The following is an 18,663-nucleotide window of genomic DNA, read 5'->3' as shown; positions in this document are numbered from 1 at the left end:
ACATAGGCGTCAAAGGCCGCGCGGCTGAACTTGCCCTCCAGCGCCGCCAGCGCGCCGCGGGCGCCCTTGAGGCCATAGACCGGCATGGTCAGCCGCTTCACGACATCGGCCTGCAGCCGCTCAACTTGGCGTTCCTGCAGGCCGCGCGCCTCGGCGCCGGCGCGCTGCTGCTGCCAGATGACGGCGCCCGCTGTCAAAGCCAGGCCGATGGACAGCACGGCCGCGGCCGCCACCCATGCAGCCGTGCTGACCTTCTCTGACCCGGTATAGCCGTCTCCGATGCGCAAGCCTTGACTCTTTTGTGGCGCGGCATGCTGCCTGCGTGGCGATTGAAGCATGTCCGGTCCGCGCCGTCAGCCCCATGGCGGGGCCGCCCGAGCACAATGCCAGCCATGAATATCTTCCTCATTCAGGCCCGCGCCAACCGCCTCGCCAACCGCCGCCTGCTGGGTGCGCTGGCAGCGCTGTCCGATGCCGATTTCCACGCCCCGCGCACCAGCTTCTTCCCCAGCCTGGCGCTGACGGCCAATCACATCCTCAATGTGGACCATTACTACCTTGCCGCCCTGCAGGGTGACGCAGCCATGCGCCACATCTGGGCCAGTTATGTGCCGGCGCAGACGGCGGCCGAGCTGGCGGCGCGGCAGGACGAAAGCGACGAGAAGCTGGTGGCGTTCTGCTCAGGCTTGCAGCCGGGCGACGAGGAGCGCATCGTCGCCTTCGACCGCGGCGCCGGTATCGAGAACGGGCCGCGCGAGCCGGTGGGGCGGGTGCTGGCGCACCTCTTCATGCACCAGACCCACCACCGCGGGCAGGTGCATGCGATGCTGGCCGGCACGTCGGTGAAGCCGCCGCAGCTGGATGACTTCATCATGCTGGGCGATGACAAGCATCGTGTGGCGGACATGGCGGAGCTGGGTTGGGCCGAGCCGGTGTGACGGCAGACGCAAATGGCGGGTATGGCGGTAAGGCACAAATCGATCGCGTCCAACATCGAGCTGATCCGGCTCCTGAACTTCGGTGAGCATGCCCTGGCCGTCGACTGCGCCCAGGCCGCGCTGCGCAACCGCCCCTCCGACAGCAAGCTCTGGCAGTTGCTCGGCCTGGGCCATATGCAGCTTGGCCGGCATCGCGACGCGCTGGCGGCGCTGCGCCGTGCGGCCGAGTTGGCGCCGGGCGATGCCGAAATCCGAGACAACCTGCGCATTCTCGGAACGGCGGCCGGGACGATGGCCTGGCAGGCTTTTGCCGCGGCGATGGAAGCAGGCGACCTGCCGCAGGCGTTGAGCCTGGCGCGCCGTGCGGTGCGTGACGAACCGCAGGAGGCGGCGCGTCACAACAACCTGGCCGTCGCGCTGGCGGCTTCGCAGCGCATGTCCGAAGCCATCGATGCCAGCCGGCGCGCGGTGACGTTGGCGCCGCAGTCGGTGGAGTTCCAGCTGAACCTGGCCCGCTTCCTGACGGTCACCGGGCAGGAAGCCGACGGACCGGCCAGCTATCGCCGCGTCCTCGAACTCGATCCCGAGAACGTGGAAGCGCGCCGCCTGCTGGCCTGGCACGCTGCGCACCGGGGTGACCCGGCCGAGGCTGCGGCCTACTGCAGCGCGAGCCGCGATGAGTTTCCTCGCGACCTGTCCCTGTTCAGCAACCGGCTGTACTACGGCACGCTCGATGGCAGCCTGGCGCCCGAGGAGAGCTTCGCCGCGCATGTCGAATACGGCCGGCGCGCCGAGGCCGCGGCGCCGGCTGCGAGCTTCGCCTTCGCGCAGCCGTGCGACCCGGCGCGGCGGCTGCGCGTGGGCTTCGTGTCGGGCGATCTCTACGATCATCCCGTGGCCGGCTTCATCGAACCGGTCTGGGCGGCGCTGGACCGGAGGCAGATCGAAGTCTGGGTCTACGCGGGCGGTGCGAAGCGCGATGCAGTCACCGAGCGGCTGCGCCCGCTGGCCCAGGTCTGGCGCGACGTGCGGGACCTCGGCGACGAGGCGCTGGCGGCCCGCATCCATGCCGACGCGATCGACGTGCTGTTTGACCTGTCGGGCCACACGGCCAGCCACCGGTTGCCGAGCTTTGCGATGAAGCCCGCGCCGCTGCAGGTGACGTGGATCGGCTATCCCAACACGACCGGCCTGCGTGCCATGGACTACGCGCTGTGCGACCGTTTCAATGCGCCGCCGGGCCTGTACGAGCACTTCTACGTCGAGAAGTTCGCGCGCATCCCCTGCTCGGGCACGTTCACGCCGCTGGTTCGGCTGCCGGAGGTCGCCCCGCTGCCRGCGCYGGCAGCGGGGCGGGTCTGCTTCGGCAGCTTCAACGCGGTGCGCAAGATCGGCCCGGAGGTCGTCGCTGGCTGGGCCCGCGTGTTGCACGCCGTGCCGGATGCGCGCCTGCTGATCGGCTACGTCGCCGCGCAGGCGCAGGCGCAGCGCCTGGAGGCTGAGTTCGCGCGGCAGGGCATTGCCGCGGCGCGGCTGCAGTTCCGGCCGCCCGTGGCGCTGGCCGACTACCTGGCCCTGTACGGCGAGGTGGACCTTGTGCTCGACAGCTGGCCCTACGGTGGCGGCACGACGACCAACTATGCGCTCGCGATGGGCGTGCCGGTCGTGACGCTGCGCGGCGCCGGGCGGGCGCATTGCCAATCGGCCGGCGTGCTGGGCCGCATCGGGCTGGAGGACTGGGTGGCGCGCGACGTCGACGAGTTCGTCGCCATCGCTGCCGCCCGGGCCGGCGATCTGCCGGCACTGGCGGCCTTGCGTGCGGGCCTGCGGGATCGCTGGCAGGCCACGCCGCTGCGCCGGCCGGCCACGGTCGCGCGGGGCCTGGAGCGAGCCGTTCGCCGCATGTGGCAGCGCTGGTGTGCAGGCCTGCCGGCCGAGCACTTCGAGATCGGGCACGACGAGGTGCCCGGCCCTGTCCCGGCGCCAGCGCCATGAGCATGCGGCTGCTGATTCCCGACCTGCCCTGCGCAGACGCGCTGATGCCCTGGCTGCGCCGCATCGACGCCGCACGCCAGTACAGCAACTTCGGCCCGCTGGTGCGGGAGCTGGAAGCGACGCTCGCGGCGCACTGGCCGATCGCGCCGATCGCGCCGGTGGGGGCGGACCTGCATGTGCGCACGGCGAGCAGTGGCACCGCCGCCCTCGAACTGGCGATGGCGGCGCTGGACCTGCCGCGGGGCGGCGAGGTGCTGATGCCCGCCTTCACCTTTCCCGCCACCGCAGCCGCTGCACTGCGCCAGGGGCTGCGGGTGCTGTTCGCCGACGTCGCCGAGGGCAGTTGGCAGCTCAGCCCGGTGCTCGCGCGCGAGGTCGCACGCCACCGCCGCCTGGCGCTGGTGATGCCCGTGGCCACCTTCGGCCGGCCGCTGGATGCGGCCGCGTGGGACGCCTTTTCCGAGGACACGGGCGTCCCGGTGTTGATGGATGCCGCGGCGGCCTTCGGCAACCAGGCCGTCGGGCATCGGGCCTGCGCCGCCTTCAGCTTGCATGCGACCAAACCCTTCGGCATCGGCGAGGGTGGGCTCATCGCCACGCGCGACGCCGCCCTGGCCGAGCGTGTGGCTCGGCTGTCCAACTTCGGGTTCGAGGGCGGGCGGGCCGCCGCCGTGGCGGGCAACGCCAAGATGTCAGAGTACGCGGCTGCCGTGGCCCTGTGCCAGTGGGCACGCCGTGGCGCGCTGCGCGAGCGGCGCCGGGCGCGGTGGCCGGCCTACAGCGCGCTGCTGGACGGCTTGCCCGGCGTGGGGCGGCAGACGGGCTTCGATGCCGGCGACGCGCTGCCGGCCAACCTGGTGTTGATGCTGCCCGTTCCCGCGGCGCCGGTGGCCGCAGCCCTGGCCCGCGAGGGCATCGAGACGCGCCGCTGGTATTGCCCGCCGCTGCCGGCGCAGCCGGCCTTCGCGGCCTGCCCGGTCGTTGGCGATCTGCCGGTCACGGCCGCCCTGGCCGGGCGCAGCCTCGGCCTGCCCTGGCATGGCTTCCTGACCGAAGCAGACCTCGATCAGCTGCGGTGCGCCCTCGCCACGCATGTCGTGCCTACCCTGATGCAAGAACCAGCCGGCCATGCATGAGAKGCCGCGCCTGCTGGTCGCCAGCGTCGGCAGCCTGGTGGGGCAGAACCTGCTCGAAGGGCTGGCTGGGCGGCGCGAGGGTGTCGAGGTGGTCGGCTTCAACTCACAGGCCGACGCGGTCAGCAACTTCCTGTGCGACCGCGTTCACCTCACTCCCGAGCTCAACAACGCCGGCTTCCTGGCCCGCTTCGAAGCCATCGTGGCGCAGGAGGCACCCGACCTCATCCTGCCCGGTCGCGACGACGACGTTGTCTTCCTCGCCGGATGGGCCGAGCGCAACCCCGGGGTGCGCTGCATGGTGGGCGGCGCAGCGAGTGCGCAGGTGCTGCGCGACAAGCGGGCCACTGCCGCCTTCGCGACGGCACGCGGCCTGCCCTTCGCACCGACGCTGTGCGATCAGGACGGTTGGGCCGCCGTGTCAGGGCTGGCGTCTGGATGGGGCTGGCCGCTGGTTGCCAAGCCGCGCCGCGGCAACGCGTCGCGCGGTGTCGTGCTGGCCACCGGGGAGAGCGAACTGCGCGCCGCGCTGTCCTGGCCGGACTACTGTTTTCAACCCTGGCTGGGCGCCCGGCCGGAACTGGCGGCCTGGCAGCGACTGCGCGAGGGTGGTGTGCCGCTGGACTGGTCGTTGCCTGGAGTGGAGAAGCTCAGCCTGGACGGCTGCGTGGCGCCCTCGGGCCGGGTGCTGGCGCCCTTCGCGACGCGGCACACGCAAGTCAGGCTCGGCCGCACGGAGCGTGTCGAGGCGCTGGCCCTGGACGGCGAGCTGCGCCCCATGCTCCAGGCCTTCGGGGCGGCCTTGGCCGACCTGGGCTGGCGCGGCCCCTTCAATGTGCAGTTGGGCCGCACGCCGGACGGGCTGCTGCTGGCCTTCGAGATCAACGGTCGCTTCACCGGCAGCGCGGCCACGCTGGGCCACCTCGGGCTGGACTACATCGGCGAGTGCCTCGGCGCCTTCCTGGAGGGTGCGCCGCTGCCTGGCGTGCGCCCGGCCACCGCGCAGCGCGTCGACAAGCGCCTGGGCAACTGGGCGCTGGACCTCGACGCCGCGGACACGCTGAGGCGCGCGGGAGTCTGGGAGCGCTGAGGGCTACAGCTCCGCCACGCCTTTGACCCGCACCGGCATCGCCACCGGCTGCGCCGCAACCTCGACCGTGCGGCCATGGAAGCGATCCAGCAGTGCCTGCCATTGCTTCTTCACCGCAATGACGTTGGCATGCTTGACATGCCCATAGCCGCGGATCTTCTCGGGCAGGCGGGCCAGTTCGACGGCGGTGTTCAGGTTGTTGGCCGTCAGTGAAGCGAGGATCTCGTCGACCAGCTTCTCGTAGTCGGTGATGAGCTGGCGCTCCATGCGGCGCTCCTCGGTCTTGCCGAAGATGTCCAGCACGCCGCCGCGCAGGCCTTTCAGCTTCGCCAGCCACTTGAAGGCGGTGAAGGTCCACGAACCCATCTCGATCTTCTTCGCACGGCCGTCGGCGCCGGGCCTGGAGATCAGCGGCGGGGCGAGGTGGAAGGACAGGCGCTCCCAGTTCTCGAACTGGTCCTTCATCGCCTTCTCGAAGCGGCCGTCGGTGTACAGGCGCGCCACCTCGTACTCGTCCTTGATGGCCAGCACCTTGGCGTAGTAGCGCGCCACGGCCTGTGTCAGGCGTTGGCCCTTGCCGAGGGCGGACTCGGCGGCGCGCACGCGCTCGACCAAGGCGCGGTAACGCTGGGCGTAGGCCGCATCCTGGTAGTCGGTCAGGAACTGGGCGCGCCGCTCGATCAGGCCGTCAGGGCCGTCGAGCTGGTCGAAGTTGAAGAGCTTCACCACGTTGACGTCGCCGGCCAGCCTCGGAATAGCGTCCGGTGCAGCGATGGCCAAGCGGCCCAGCGCAAAGGCGGTCTTGTTGGCCTCGGCGGCGACGCCGTTCAGCTCGATGGCGCGCATCAGCGCCGCCTCGCTGACGGGGATCAGGCCGCGCTGCCAGCAGGCGCCCAGCATGATGATGTTGCTGGGCAGGGTGTCGCCCATCAGGCGCTGCGAGATGTCCTGGGCGTCGATGGTGTCGAGTTCGCCTTGCTCGCCGACGGCGAACTTCATCTTGGCGATCAGCGAGTCGCCCTGCAGCGATGCATCCGGGTTGCGCACAAAGCCGGCCGTGGGCAGTTCATGCGTGTTGGCCAGGATGACGGTGCGACCGGCCTTCACCGTGCCCAGCGCATCGGGCGAGGCGCCCACCACCATGTCGCAGGCCAGCAGCACGTCGGCCTGCTGGGTGTCGATACGCACCTGGTTCAGCAGGTCCAGCGTTGGTGCCACGCGCACGAAGCTCAGCACCGCACCACCCTTCTGCGCAAAGCCCATGAAGTCCAGCACCGAGGCCTGCTTGCCCTCCAGGTGGGCGGCCATCGACACCAGCGCACCGACGGTGACGACACCGGTGCCGCCGACACCGGTGACCAGCAGGTCGAACGGCCCCGTCCATTGCCAGGGGGCAGGCGGCTGGATGGCGGCGAGTTCGCGCGCCAGGTCTTGCGCCGTGTAGCTGCCGCCGGCCTTCTTCTTCAGTACCGGTTCGTGCACCGACACGAAGCTCGGGCAGAAGCCGTTCACGCAGGAGAAGTCTTTGTTGCAGCTGCTCTGCTCGATGGCGCGCTTGCGGCCCCAGTCGGTCTCCACTGGCACCACGGACAGGCAGTTCGATGCGACCCCGCAGTCGCCGCAGCCCTCGCAGACGGCCTCGTTGATGAAGATGCGGCGCGGCGGGTCCGGGAATTCCTTCTTCTTGCGGCGGCGGCGCTTCTCGGCGGCGCAGGTCTGGTCGTAGATCAGTACCGTCACGCCTTCGATCTCGCGCAGCTCGCGCTGCACGGCATCCAGCTCGCTGCGGTCATGGAAGGTCGTGCCGGTCGGAAACAAGCCATGGTGGCCGTCGTACTTGCCGATCTCGTCGGACACCACCACCAGGCGCTTGACGCCCTCGGCCTCCACCTGGCGCGCGATCTGCGGCACGCTGGTCTGGCCGTCGACCGGCTGGCCGCCGGTCATCGCGACGGCGTCGTTGTAGAGGATCTTGTAGGTGATGTTGGTCTTGGCCGCGATGGCCTGGCGGATGGCCAGGTAGCCCGAGTGGTAGTAGGTGCCGTCGCCCAGGTTCTGGAAGACGTGCTTTTCCTTGGTGAAGCGCGATTGCGCCGCCCAGTCCACGCCCTCGGCGCCCATCTGGATCAGGCCGGAGGTGCCGCGCTCCATCCAGCTGGCCATGAAGTGGCAGCCAATGCCAGCCAGGGCCCGTGATCCCTCGGGCAATTTCGTCGACGTGTTGTGCGGGCAGCCCGAGCAGAAATAGGGCTGGCGGCGCACCGCGTCGGCGGCGTTGCTCAGCAGTTGCGGCGTCAGGAAGTCGACGACCAGGTGGCGGCGGTCCAGCGCCGGGTTCAGCCGCGCCAGCCAGTCGGCCACCGTGCCCATGATGCGGCTGGGGCGCAGTTCGCCCAGGGCGCTCAGCACCGCGCAGCCATGTTCATCCGTCTTGCCGACGACGCGCGGGCGCTGGAAGTCGGGCAGGTGGTAGAGCAGCTCCTTGATCTGGCGTTCGACGACCGGGCCCTTCTCCTCGATGACCAGCACGTCGGTCAGGTTGGAACAGAACTCGGTGATGCGCGTCGGCTCCAGCGGGAACACGAGGCCGACCTTGTAGACCCGCACGCCGGCCGCGGCCAGGGCGTTGGGGTCGAGGTCCAGGCGCCGCAGCACCTCCATGAAGTCGTAGTGCGCCTTGCCCACCGTCACGATGCCCAAAGTAGCCGCCGGGCTGGTGACGATGTGCTTGTCGATGCTGTTGACCTTGGCGAAGGCCTTCACCGCTTCGATCTTGTGCGCCAGGCGCGATTCCAGCTCCAGTGAGGGCAGGTCGACCGAGCGGATGTGCAGGTTGGTCGGCGCCGTGTAGTCGACGGGCTGAGTGAAGTCCAGCGCCACCGCGTCCAGGTCCACCGTCATGCCGCTCTCGACGACCTCCGAGATCGCCTTGAAGCCAACCCAGGCGCCCGAGAAGCGCGACAGCGCCCAGCCATACAGGCCGAACTCCAGGTACTCGGCCACATTGGCCGGGTGCACCAGCGGCATGCTCCAGGCCTGCAGCGCCTGGTCGCTCTGGTGCGGCGTGCTGCTGGAGACGCAGCCATGGTCGTCACCGCAGACGACCAGCACGCCGCCCTGCGTGCTCGTGCCGTAGACGTTGCCGTGCTTGAGCGCATCACCCGAGCGGTCCACGCCCGGACCCTTGCCGTACCACATCGCAAACACGCCATCGACGGTGCGCTGTGCATCCAGGGCCACGCGCTGCACGCCCAGGCAGGCTGTCGCGGCCAGGTCTTCGTTGATGGCCGGCAGGAACTCGATGTGGGCCTTCTCGAGGAACTTCTTGGCCTTCCACAGCTGCTGGTCCACCATGCCCAGCGGCGAGCCGCGGTAGCCGGAGACGAAGCCGGCCGTCTTCAGCCCGGCGCGCTCGTCCTGGGCTTTCTGCGCGAGCAGCAGCCGCACCAGGGCCTGCGTGCCGGTCAGGAAGACGGCGCCGCTGTTGGCGGCGAGGTTGTCGCTGAGCTGGTAGGGGCGCAGGCTGGGCGTGACAGAGGTGTCGGACATCGGATCTCCTAAGGCGGGAAATTCTTCCCTCCATACGCCGGAAGAACTTGCCTCAATGCCGGGTTGCGGCGGGCCGAATGAGATGATTCTTCTCCAAAGAGGGGATTCATGGAAACAAACGAGTTCGACCGGGCCAGCCTGCAGATCCTGGAGGCTCTGCAACTTGACGCGCGCCTGTCGACCCAGGCCCTGGCCGAGAAGGTGGGCCTGTCGGCCACGCCGGTGTGGCGGCGCGTCAAGGAGATGGAGGAGCGCGGCGTCATCCGCGGCCAGGTCGTGCTGGTGGACCGCGAGAAGATCGGCCTGTCCATCCTCGTGCTGGCCAATGTCAGCCTGGTGCGGCACAGCGAAGGCGCGGTGGAGCAGTTCGAACGCCTGGTGGGCACGCGACGCGAGATCATCGAATGCCATGCCATCACCGGCGAGGCCGACTACGTCATCAAGGTTGTTGCGGCCGACATGAAGGCCTATGACCTCTTCCTGCAGCAGCACATCTTCAAGCTGCCGGGCGTGAGCAGCGTACGCAGCAACGTCGTGCTGCGCGAGGTCAAGTACGAGACGGCCCTGCCGGTGGGCTGACCGCCCCGCAACAGGCTGGGCGTGATCGATTGCAGCCATAGACGCTCTTCGCCCTGCTTTGCGAATCCGTCTCGACGGCACGCACTCTGGCGGCGCTGGCCCAGTCCGATGCGGCGATGCAGCGCGTCAAGCTGGTGCGTCGGCAATGGAGCTGAGAACAGCCAGAGCCGCCTCGAAATCCAGCCGGTCCAGCGCGTGGCGCAGCCGCTCGAAGCCGGCCTCGCCGCAGGCCGCGCGCAGTGCCGGGGCGAGGGGCTGGAACTGGTCCAGGGCGGCCAGGTCATGCGCCTGCAGGGCCTGCTTCAAGCGCACCAGCGCCTGCGCATCCAGCGGGCGGGCCGCGGCGGTCGCCGGGCCGGGCTGGCGACCTTGCAGCCAGGGTCGGGCCTGCGCCGCCAGTGCCGACAGGCGCTGCGCCACTTCGGCCAGCGCGGCCTGGAAGTCCTGTCCGGCGCGGGCCTGGACTTCGCCACGCTGGGCTGCCTGGCGCAGGGCCGCAGCCGCCAGCAAGCCGGCGCTGCCACCTAGCTTGTGCAGGCGGGCGGCGGCTTGCGTGGCATCCAGGGGTGCCAATGCCGTCAGGTCCACGAACTCGTCGAGCAGGCGCTCCAGCAGCCGGGCGAAGAAGTCCAGGTCGCCCTGCATGCGCTGGCTGGCCTCGTCGCTGTCGATGCCGTCCAGCGCCGGCCAGGCCTCGCCCGCCGGGCTCTCTGCGGCGCGGGCGGCCACCGGCAGGCGCCGGCCCTGCATGCGTTCGACCTGCTCGCGCAGCTGCTGCACGAGGCCGGCCGGATCAAAGGGCTTGCTGATGAAGCTGTTCATGCCGGCGTCCAGCGCGCGTTGGCGCTCGCTGAGCAGGGCGCCGGCAGTCAGCGCCAGGATGGGCAGCTCGCGCAGGCCGAGTTCGGTGCGGATGCTGCGCGCGGCGGCCAAGCCGTCGAGCACCGGCATCTGCACGTCCATCAGCACCGCGTCGAAGCCCCTCGGCTCGGCGCGCAGCCGCGCGACGGCGGCGGCCCCGTCCTGGGCCAGCGTGACGATCGCGCCCTCCTGCTCCAGGATGCGCCGGGCCACCTCGAGGTTGATGTCACTGTCGTCGGCCACCAGCACGCGCACGCCGGGCAGGCGCTGCACGGCTGTGGCGCTGGGGCCGCTGGCCAGCAGCGGCTGCGTGGTGCCGCGCGCGGCCAGCGCCGCCTGTACGGCGTCGAAAAGGGCCGACACATCGGCTGGCAGGCGCAGCTGCCCCACGCCGGCACCGCGACTCATCAACACGCAGGGCAGGGCGGCCAGGCGTTCCTGCAAGACGCGCTGCCCGGCCGAGGGAAGGGTCTGCAACAGGCGGTGGTCGAGCAGCACCAGGTCGGGTGCGGCGCGGCCCAGGCGCTCCATCAGCGCCGCGGCGGCGTCCAGCGGTTCGGCCTGCCAGCCAAGGTCGGCACACAGGCGCTGCAGCGCGTCGCGCTGGGTGGCATCGTCGCTGGCCAGCAGCAGCGTCAGCGGGCGGATGGCCGGGCCCGGGCCGGCCGCGGGCTCGAAGGGCAGGCGCACGATGAAGCGCGTGCCGGCGCCGGGGCTGCTGCTGACGCCGACCTGGCCGCCCATCAGCTCGCACAGCTGCTTGACGATGGACAGACCCAGGCCCGTGCCGCCGTAGCGGCGCGACGTGGAGCTGTCGGCCTGGGTGAAGGGCGTGAAGATGCGCGACAGCGCCTCGGCCGGAATGCCAATGCCGCTGTCCTGCACGGCAATCTCGAGCTGCAGCGGCTGGGCACCGGCGTCGGCGCAGCGCGCGCTCAAGGCGACCTCGCCCTCGGACGTGAACTTGATGGCGTTGGAGACGAGGTTGCTGACGACCTGGCGCAGCCGCGCCGCGTCGCCGAGCAGAAGCGGTGGCAGGCCTGCGTCCAATTCGAGATTGAGCGCGATGCGCTTGGACTCGGCTTGCGACTGGAACAGGCTGGCGACATCGCGCAGCAGGGCACGCGGGTCGAAGGGCGTGGCTTCCATGACCATCTCGCCGGCCTCGATCTTGGACAGGTCCAGCACCGCGTTGATGACGTCCAGCAGCGAGCGGCTGGCGCTGCTGACCTTGGCCAGCAGGTCGCGCTGGGCGGCGTCCAGCGGCGTGCGTTCGAGCAGGAAGGTCAGGCCCATGACGGCGTTCATGGGCGTGCGGATCTCGTGGCTCATATTGGCCAGGAAGTCGCTCTTGGCCGCGCTGGCCGCGTCGGCCGCCTGCATCGCGCGGCGCAGGGCGTCGGCATCGGCGCGGCGCTCGGTGATGTCCTGCACGGCGCCGACCAGCCTGACGACGCGGCCGGCCTCGCGGCCTTCTTCTCGTTCGGTGGCGCCGACGGAATGCAGCCAGCGCAGCCGACCGTCCGGGGCCAGCAGCTCCAGCTCCAGGTCCCAGCCCTCGCCGGTGCGAGCGGCTGTGGCCATGGCCTGGCGCAGCTTCTGCTCGGAGTCGGGCATGAAGCCGCGCAAGACCGCCTCGCTGTCCGGCTCGGTGCCGTCCGGCAACTGGTGGATGGCGTGGGTCTGGCCCGTCCAGCTCAGCCGGCCGCTGTCCACATCCAGCTCCCAGCCGCCGACGCCCGCCATCTGGCCGGCGCGCCCCAGAAAGGCCTCGTTGCGTGCGAGCTGGCGGTTGCTGTCGCGCAGGGCCGTGTCGCGCTGCTGCAGGGCGGCCGTCATGGCGTCCAGGGCCTGCGACAGCTGGCCGAGCTCGTCCTTGTCTGCCAAGCCGCTGCGGGCAGCCAGGTCACCGCCTTCGACGGCCTTGGCCACGCTGCGCAGCTTGTCGATGGGCGCGAGCACGCGCTTGAGCAGCAGGCCGGCCAGCAGCAGCGTCAGCGTCAGCAGCGTGGCCTGCGTGGCGACCGCCAGCCAGCGCTGGCGCACGGCGTCGCGGCGGCGCGACTCGACGAGGTCGCGCGACAGCTCGAAGGCGCCGTCGCTGACGCGGCGCGTTTCGTTGACCAGCTGGTCGGTCAGCATCTCGCGGCGGGCGACACCATCGGCATCGACGGCTGCCGACTGCGAGGCCTGGCGCAGCGCGGCGAAGACCTGCGGCAGGCCGCGGGCCGTGTCCTGCAGGTCGCCGACCTGCTCGGCGCTGGCCGCGTCCGCGCCGGCGTAGTTGGCCAGCGCCTGGCTCAGGCGCTGGTGCACGAGGTTCCACTGCCGGGCGGCGCGTTCGCTGTGGTACAGGCCGTAGTCCTGGGTCAGCACCAGCAGGCCGGCGGCGTCGCGCGCAATGACCTCGACCGTCGTGCGCTGCGCGTCATTGCGCTCGGAGGCTTCGCGCTCGATGGCGATGCTCGTCAGCCGCGTGCCAACGACCAGCAGCGCCGCGATCACGCAGGTCATCAGGGCGGGGCGCAGGCGCATCAATGACTCCGCGGATATTTGGGTTCGGCGGGCCGAGCGCCGGGCCGTTCCCTAGCCGGCCCGCTCTGGCGATGTGCATGCGGCTCGACGCCGCATGCATCGCCGTCCCCCAGGGGGACCGACTGGACACGCCCGCGTTCAGCGAGGCGGGGGCGGTCGAGGGGCACCATCATTACTTGACTATCGTCATCGAGCGCGGATCCAGCGCGCGCAGCGGCTCGACGCGCATCAGCTCGAGATAGTCCGGCACGGCCTTGTTCTCCACCAGGCCTTCGCGCACCGCCCAGCGCGACTCGGCCTCCAGTGTCGACAGCAGGTTCTGGTCGAGGCCGAGGTGGAACTCATAACCGTCAAGCTGGGCGGCAGCATTGCGGGCGCCGACCTTCCAGCGTGCCCCGAGCAGCTCGTGGGCGCGGCCCGGTTGGTTGTTGAGCAGGGCCACGCCGCGTTGTGCCGCCTTGAGCATGCGCAGCAGCGTGGCCTGGCTGAGCCCGGGCTGGGCAACGAGGTTGACCATGACGGTGTAGGGCCGCAGTGTCGACAACTGCACGCCCTTGGGGCCGAGCTGCTGCAGCGCCTGGGGGCCCGCGGGGCGGTAGAGGCCGGCCGCGTCCACCTCGCCGCGCAGCAGCGGCTCGGCGCCGCGATCGGGGTCGATGAAAACGAGGTTGACCGAGTCGCGCGGCACGCCATTGACGAGCAGGAAGACGTTGGTGAAGTAGTGGGCGCTCGTGCCGCGCACGACGCCGATGCGCTTGCCGGCGAGATCGGCGGGCGTGCGGATGCCGCGATCAGTGCGCGCCACCAGTGCCGTGTCGCGGGGCGTTGTGCCGAAAGTGGCGACGATCTCGAAGCGGTGGCCGGCATGCAGGGCGAACACCATGGGCGTGTCGGCCACCGTCGCGATCTGGGCCTCGCCGTCGGTGAGGTGTTTGAGGCAGCGCCGGCCGTTGATGCAGCCGATGACCTGCACGTCCAGGCCCTCGGCCGCGAAGAAGCCCTCCTGCGCGGCCAGCTGCAGCGGCGCGAACAGGGTCGAGTCGCCAATGGCGATGACCAGGGGAGCAGCCGGAACCGCGAACGTGGTCGCAGCGAGCAACAGGCCGGCGAGCCAGCGGCGCAGTGTGGATGGGGCACAGGAAGTCAGGGACATGTCGGGTCCTGGTCTGGCGCAGTGTGTGGGCCGCCGAGCCGCGGCTGGCGCTCAAGCGTGGGCATGGGCCTCGCTGGCTTCGCCGATGCGACCGCGGCCGGCCGCCTTTGCGGCATAGAGGCCGCGGTCGGCCGCTTCGACGAGGGACTCGCCACGTGTCAGCACGACGCTGGCGTCCAGATCCGGCCGGGCTGCGGCCCAGCCGACCGAGACACTGACGAGGCAGCTCGGTGTCGCATCGGCATGCGCCAGCGCCAGGCCGGCCACGGCGTCGACGATGCGCTGGGCCATGGCACGCGCGCCGGCCGCGTCGGTCTGCGGCAGCAGCACGGCGAACTCCTCGCCGCCGTAGCGCGCGGCCAGGTCGGCGGGGCGACGGATGCAGCCGCGGATGGCGGCGGCGATCTCGCGCAGGCATGCGTCGCCGGCCACATGGCCGTAGCGGTCGTTGTAGCGCTTGAAGTGGTCGACGTCGATCAACAGCAGGGCCAGGCTCTCGTGGCCGCGGCGGGCGCGCTCGCACTCGAGGCGCAGGTCCTGGTCAAAGCGGCGGCGGTTGGCCAGGCCGGTCAGGCCGTCGGTCAGGGCCGAGGCGCGCAGCGCGTCGCCCAGGGCCTTCAGGCGCAGCTGGGTGCGGGCGCGCGCGACGACGACCTCGGCCACCGGCGGCTTGCGGATGAAGTCGGAGGCACCGGCCGCGAAACCAGCCACCTCGACGGCGACCTCGGTGTGGCCGGTGATGATGATGACGGGCACGTCGGCCAGCCGCGGGTCGGCGCGCAGCGCGGCACAGACCTCGAGGCCCGAGAGGCCGGGCATCTCGGCGTCGACGAGGACGAGGTCGGGCGGGCTCTCACGCGCCAGGCGCAGCCCGTCCTCGCCGGACAGCGCGAAGCGCAGTTCGCCCAGGCCGTTGAGCATGCGCGCCAGCACCTGCACGCTGGCGGCGTCGTCGTCGACCAGCAGCAGGCTGTGGCGCGTGTCCAGCTGGGCGGGCCAGCTGTCGGGAGCGGGCAGCTTCATGTGGCGAGCGGCGGCTCGTGGCCGTCGGCAGTCGCAGCGCACACGCAGACCCGGCCCGGACCGGCCTCGAGCGCCGCGGCCAGCGCGGCGGCGGCGGCCACGCTCGGGTCGCCTTCGCTGGCCAGCAGCCCGATGCCGATAGCCAGGGTCAGTTCGGCCTCACCGGCCAGTGCTTGCTGCAGGCGTGCGGCCAGCGCCGCGGCRCCGGCAGCCGTGGTGTCGGGCAGCAGCAGCGCAAAGACTTCGTCGCCATGGCGCGCGACCAGGTCGCCGGGCCGCTGCAGCGCCTGCTGGGCCAGGCCGGCGACATGACGCAGCGCGTTGTCGGCGGCGCCTTGGCCATGGCGCTTGCGGTAGGCCGCCAGGCCTTCGAGGCCGGCCAGCAGCAGGGCCAGCGGCTGTCCGCTGCGGCGGGCGCGGCGGCATTCCAGGTCCAGCTCGTCGTCGAACTGGGCGCGTTCGGCCAGGCCGGTCAGCGCATCGCGGCGGGCCAGGCGCAGCAGGCGCTGGGCGGTGCGATGCAGGCGCAATTGCATGGCGACGCGGGCGCGCAGGGCCGGGCCGGCGACGGGCTTGGCGACGAAGTCGGCCGCGCCGAGCTCGAACACGGCAGCCTCGACGCTGGCGCCGGTGTGCTGGGTGACGAAGATGACGGGCACCTCGGCCAGCAGCCGGTCGGCCTTGAGCTGGCGGCAGACCTCGAAGCCGTCGATGCCGGGCATCTCGGCGTCCAGCAGCACCAGCTCGGGCTGCCAGCTCCGCGCGATGGCCAGGGCCTGGGCGCCGTCGGTGGCGAAGCGCAGCTGGCTGTAGCCCGACAGCAGCCGGCCGAGCATCTGGATCATGCCGGGGTCGTCATCGACGAGCAGCACGCGGGCATCCGCCAGGGCCGGCAACAGGCTGTCGAGCCGGCTGGCCAGCGGGCTGGGCGCGGCGGGGTGGAGAGGGCTGGGGAGGGTCAAAGGCATGGCGCGGCCCATTTTGGGGCCGCGCAGCGAGGCTGAGTCAATCCGGGTTGTCTGTGGGCTGGCTGGCCGCCAGCAATATCTCGAAACGGCAGCCGCGGCCGGGCTGGCTGCGCACCTCCAGCCGCCCGCCCATGGCCTGCACCAGGTCGCGCGTCAGCGTCAGGCCCAGGCCCGTGCCGGGGATGGCGCCGCCGTCACGGCCGAGGCGGTTGTAGGGTTCGTAGAGGTGGGCGAGCTGGTCTTCGCTGAGGCCGCAGCCGCGGTCCTGCACGGCCAGCACGACCTCGGGGCCGCGGGCTTCGATCTCGACCGCGATGCAGATGCCGTCGCCGGCGTACTTGATGGCGTTGGACAGCAGGTTGTCCAGGCATTGGCGCAGGCGGCGGGCGTCGGCGCGCACGCGCACGGGCGGTGCCGGTGGCGGCGCGCTCAGCAGCATGCCGACGGCGGCGGCCTGGGCGGCGGCCGGTTCGCAGGCCTGCCCGGCCAGGGTGTGCAGCTCGACATCCTGCAATTCGACATGGAACTGCCCCGACTCCATGCGCGCGACGTCGCTGACGTCGCCGAGCAGCCCCGACAGCTGGCCGACGGCGTCGAGGATGTGGGCGAGCTTGTCGGCCTGGCTGGCGCTCAGGCGTTCGGCCTGCATCAGCTGGGCGAAACCCTTGATGACGTTGACCGGGTTGCCGATCTCATGGGCGATGTAGGAGAGCATGGACGCGGTGGCGCGGCGCGTGGCGGCGGCCTCGGTCTGGCGGCGCGCCAGGGCCTGCTCGCGGTCGCGCTCGCGGGTATCGCGCAGCACGTGCACGGTCAGCGCGTCGGCGCCTTCGCCTTCGGTCGAGGTGCTGACCTCGACTGGTACGCGCTGGCCGCTGGCGCGCTGCACGCAGTGGCGGCCCAGAGCGTCGATGATGAGCAGCTCATCCAGGCGCAGGCTGAGCGGCTGTGCTCTCACGTTGAGCAGGGCGCAGGCGGCGGCATTGGCCATGACGACGCCGCCGGCCGCGTCGACGACGAGGATGGCGTCCTTGCAGGCCTGGACGATGGCGGCGACCCGACCGTCGCTGATCTGGCGGTGGTCGTGGTCGACCTGGCGGCGCTCCAGCGAGCGCTTGCGCTCAACCAGGCGGCGCACGCGGGCGCAAAGCACCGGTGCGCTGAAGGGCTTGCGCACGAAGTCGTCGCCGCCCAGAGCCAGCGCGCGGGCCTCGTGGCCGAGGGTGTGGGACTGGGTCAGGAACATGATGGGCACCTGGCCCAGCGCGGCGTCGGCGCGCAGCCGCTTGCACAGGTGAAAGCCGTCGCTGTCGGGCAGGTCGATGTCCAGCAGGATGAGGTCGGGCTTGAGCTCGCCGACGAGGCTGAGGGCCTGGGCGCTGTTCAGTGCGAAATGGCATTCGCCGACGTCGGCCAGCAGGCTGCGCACGAGCTGGATGCTGGTGGCGTCGTCGTCGACGATGAGGATGCGCGTGCGGCTCTGGGCGGTGGCCTCGGGCTTGTCTGTGCGCTCGGCGGCGGCGCGCAGCTGGGTGCGCAGCCGGGCCAGCACCTGCACGTCGTCGAAGGGCTTGCGCAGGAAGTCGTTGGCGCCAAGGCTGAGGGCACGGGCCTCGATGCCGGGATCGACATGCGAGGTCGCGAAGATGATGGGCAGCTCGGCCAGGCCGCGTGTGGCGCGCAGGCGGCGGCAGACCTCGAAGCCGTCCATGCCAGGCAGCTCGACATCGAGCAGGACCAGGTCGGGGCGATGCAGCTCGGCCAGGCGCAGCGCATCCTCGCCATTGGTGGCGAAGCTGATCTGCGCGAAGCCCTTGAGCAGCTGGCCCAGGTACTCGATGGCGGCCACGTCGTCGTCGACGACGAGCAGATGGATGAGGCAGGCGCGCTCGGACGGTGTGCGGGCCACGGCCGCGGCCGAGGGCCGGGTCACGCGGGGCTGGGCGGGCGGGGGGGCGGGCCTGGGGCTCGTCGCGAGGGCGTTCATCATGTTCTCTCCCTGAGAAGCAATCGAATCAGCGGCCGCCGTGCTCGGCAAGCGCATCGGCCAGGCGGCCGGCGAGCTCGAGGATGTCCAGCGGCTTGGTCCAGTAGTCGTCGAAGCCGGCCTGCATGGCCCGCTCGATCTGGCCCGGCGTCGCGTCGGCGGACAGCGCGATGCACAGCGTGCCGGCCAGGGCGGCGTCTGCGCGCAGCTCCCGGACGACGTCCAGGCCCGACAGGCCAGGCAGGTTGATGTCGGTCAACACGACCTCGGGCTTCTGGGTCTTGGCCAGGGCCAGGCCGGCGCGGCCGTCGCCAGCGTGCAGCACGCGCCAGTCGGGGCGGTCGCGCAGCGCTTCCTGCACGAGCAGGGTGTTGAGCGGCTCGTCTTCGATGTAGAGCAGGGTGAAGGCATCCTCGGCCCCGGAGCCCGCATCGAAGCGGCTGGGGCGGCCGGGCTCGGCGCGGTCGACGTCGAGCAGGCCGTCGACCAGCTGGTGCAGGCGCTTGGCGGAGTCCAGCACCCATTCGATGCGCTCCTGCTGGCGCGGCGTCAKGGGCTCTTCATGGCTGAGCAGCAGCAACTGGCTGAAGCCGATGACGGCATTCAGCGGCGTGCGCAGCTCATGGCTGGCGCGGGACAGGAAAGCGCTCTTGGCGGCGCTGGCCTGTTCGGCGGCGAGCTTGTCGCGGCGCAGGTTCTCGATCTCGATGTGCTCGTCGACGTCGGCGATGAAGCCATGCCAGAGCACGCTGCCGTCGGCCTGCAGCGAGGGGCTGGCGCGGCCGGAGCGCCAGGCCGGCCGCTCGGCGCCGGGCAGGCAGACGCGGAACAGCCGCTGCCAGGCCTGCTGGC

Annotated in this window: 13 protein-coding genes; 5 read left to right on the top strand and 8 right to left on the bottom strand. The window is 71.2% G+C overall.

Annotated elements, in window-relative coordinates; translation table 11 throughout:
* A partial coding sequence (locus tag ACXJKJ_RS28235; protein ID WP_457394350.1) for a hypothetical protein occupies positions 1-287 on the bottom strand: 287 nt, incomplete at its 3' end.
* Between the two features lie 105 nt (positions 288-392).
* On the opposite strand from ACXJKJ_RS28235, the gene ACXJKJ_RS28230 reads away from it, so the two are divergent.
* Genes ACXJKJ_RS28230 through ACXJKJ_RS28215 form a run of 4 tightly spaced genes read left to right on the top strand, consistent with a single transcriptional unit; the run spans position 393 to position 5,156 of the window.
* Positions 393-938, top strand: coding sequence for a DinB family protein (locus ACXJKJ_RS28230; protein ID WP_457394347.1), 546 nt, complete (start codon positions 393-395; stop codon positions 936-938).
* A gap of 21 nt (positions 939-959) precedes the next feature.
* The gene (locus tag ACXJKJ_RS28225; protein ID WP_457394344.1) at positions 960-2,933 is read left to right on the top strand and encodes an O-linked N-acetylglucosamine transferase, SPINDLY family protein; all 1,974 of its coding nucleotides are present in this window, start codon (positions 960-962) and stop codon (positions 2,931-2,933) included.
* Positions 2,930-4,069, top strand: a complete 1,140-nt coding sequence (locus ACXJKJ_RS28220) for a DegT/DnrJ/EryC1/StrS family aminotransferase (RefSeq protein WP_082532951.1) — start codon at positions 2,930-2,932, stop codon at positions 4,067-4,069. The genes ACXJKJ_RS28225 and ACXJKJ_RS28220 overlap by 4 nt, the downstream gene beginning before the upstream one ends.
* On the top strand, positions 4,062-5,156 hold the full coding sequence (locus ACXJKJ_RS28215) for a hypothetical protein (protein ID WP_457394341.1): 1,095 nt from the start codon (positions 4,062-4,064) through the stop codon (positions 5,154-5,156). The genes ACXJKJ_RS28220 and ACXJKJ_RS28215 overlap by 8 nt, the downstream gene beginning before the upstream one ends.
* 3 nt (positions 5,157-5,159) lie before the next feature.
* Here ACXJKJ_RS28215 and ACXJKJ_RS28210 read toward each other — a convergent pair whose 3' ends face one another.
* Positions 5,160-8,705 (bottom strand): indolepyruvate ferredoxin oxidoreductase family protein, encoded by a 3,546-nt coding sequence (locus ACXJKJ_RS28210; protein ID WP_457394339.1) that lies wholly within the window; start codon positions 8,703-8,705, stop codon positions 5,160-5,162.
* Positions 8,706-8,813: 108 nt separating this feature from the next.
* Here ACXJKJ_RS28210 and ACXJKJ_RS28205 point away from each other — a divergent pair, with 108 nt between their 5' ends.
* Positions 8,814-9,284: an Lrp/AsnC family transcriptional regulator gene (locus ACXJKJ_RS28205; RefSeq protein WP_056202791.1), complete on the top strand. Its 471-nt coding sequence runs from the start codon at positions 8,814-8,816 to the stop codon at positions 9,282-9,284.
* Positions 9,285-9,410: 126 nt separating this feature from the next.
* Here ACXJKJ_RS28205 and ACXJKJ_RS28200 read toward each other — a convergent pair whose 3' ends face one another.
* The 6 genes from ACXJKJ_RS28200 to ACXJKJ_RS28175 form a co-directional block, all read right to left on the bottom strand.
* The gene (locus ACXJKJ_RS28200) at positions 9,411-12,680 is read right to left on the bottom strand and encodes an ATP-binding protein (RefSeq protein ID WP_457394336.1); all 3,270 of its coding nucleotides are present in this window, start codon (positions 12,678-12,680) and stop codon (positions 9,411-9,413) included.
* A gap of 172 nt (positions 12,681-12,852) precedes the next feature.
* Positions 12,853-13,833 (bottom strand): ABC transporter substrate-binding protein, encoded by a 981-nt coding sequence (locus ACXJKJ_RS28195; RefSeq protein ID WP_056202795.1) that lies wholly within the window; start codon positions 13,831-13,833, stop codon positions 12,853-12,855.
* A gap of 51 nt (positions 13,834-13,884) precedes the next feature.
* Entirely contained in the window at positions 13,885-14,856 is a 972-nt protein-coding gene (locus ACXJKJ_RS28190) for a diguanylate cyclase domain-containing protein (RefSeq protein ID WP_457394333.1), read from the bottom strand.
* Positions 14,853-15,824 carry a response regulator gene (locus tag ACXJKJ_RS28185; RefSeq protein WP_457394331.1) on the bottom strand — a complete coding sequence of 324 codons (972 nt, stop codon included), beginning with the start codon at positions 15,822-15,824 and terminating at the stop codon, positions 14,853-14,855. Before ACXJKJ_RS28185 ends, ACXJKJ_RS28190 begins: the two co-directional genes overlap by 4 nt.
* Positions 15,825-15,861: 37 nt before the next feature.
* A complete protein-coding gene (locus tag ACXJKJ_RS28180) occupies positions 15,862-17,811 on the bottom strand; it encodes a response regulator (RefSeq protein ID WP_457394328.1) in 1,950 nt (649 codons plus the stop codon).
* Between the two features lie 28 nt (positions 17,812-17,839).
* The coding region (locus tag ACXJKJ_RS28175; protein ID WP_457394325.1) for a hybrid sensor histidine kinase/response regulator at positions 17,840-18,663 on the bottom strand (824 nt) is incomplete at its 5' end.

The organism is Roseateles sp. P5_E1 (assembly GCF_054049335.1).
Note: the sequence above shows the minus strand (reverse complement) of the source record. Positions and strands in the feature narration are given on the sequence as shown.

Excerpts from the sequence above, each read along its gene's own strand:
- ACXJKJ_RS28230 (WP_457394347.1), top strand. The coding sequence starts at position 393 with ATGAATATCTTCCTCATTCAGGCCCGCGCCAACCGCCTCGCCAACCGC.
- ACXJKJ_RS28220 (WP_082532951.1), top strand. The coding sequence starts at position 2,930 with ATGAGCATGCGGCTGCTGATTCCCGACCTGCCCTGCGCAGACGCGCTG.
- ACXJKJ_RS28210 (WP_457394339.1), bottom strand. The coding sequence starts at position 8,705 with ATGTCCGACACCTCTGTCACGCCCAGCCTGCGCCCCTACCAGCTCAGC.
- ACXJKJ_RS28205 (WP_056202791.1), top strand. The coding sequence starts at position 8,814 with ATGGAAACAAACGAGTTCGACCGGGCCAGCCTGCAGATCCTGGAGGCT.
- ACXJKJ_RS28200 (WP_457394336.1), bottom strand. The coding sequence starts at position 12,680 with ATGCGCCTGCGCCCCGCCCTGATGACCTGCGTGATCGCGGCGCTGCTG.
- ACXJKJ_RS28195 (WP_056202795.1), bottom strand. The coding sequence starts at position 13,833 with ATGTCCCTGACTTCCTGTGCCCCATCCACACTGCGCCGCTGGCTCGCC.
- ACXJKJ_RS28190 (WP_457394333.1), bottom strand. The coding sequence starts at position 14,856 with ATGAAGCTGCCCGCTCCCGACAGCTGGCCCGCCCAGCTGGACACGCGC.
- ACXJKJ_RS28180 (WP_457394328.1), bottom strand. The coding sequence starts at position 17,811 with ATGAACGCCCTCGCGACGAGCCCCAGGCCCGCCCCCCCGCCCGCCCAG.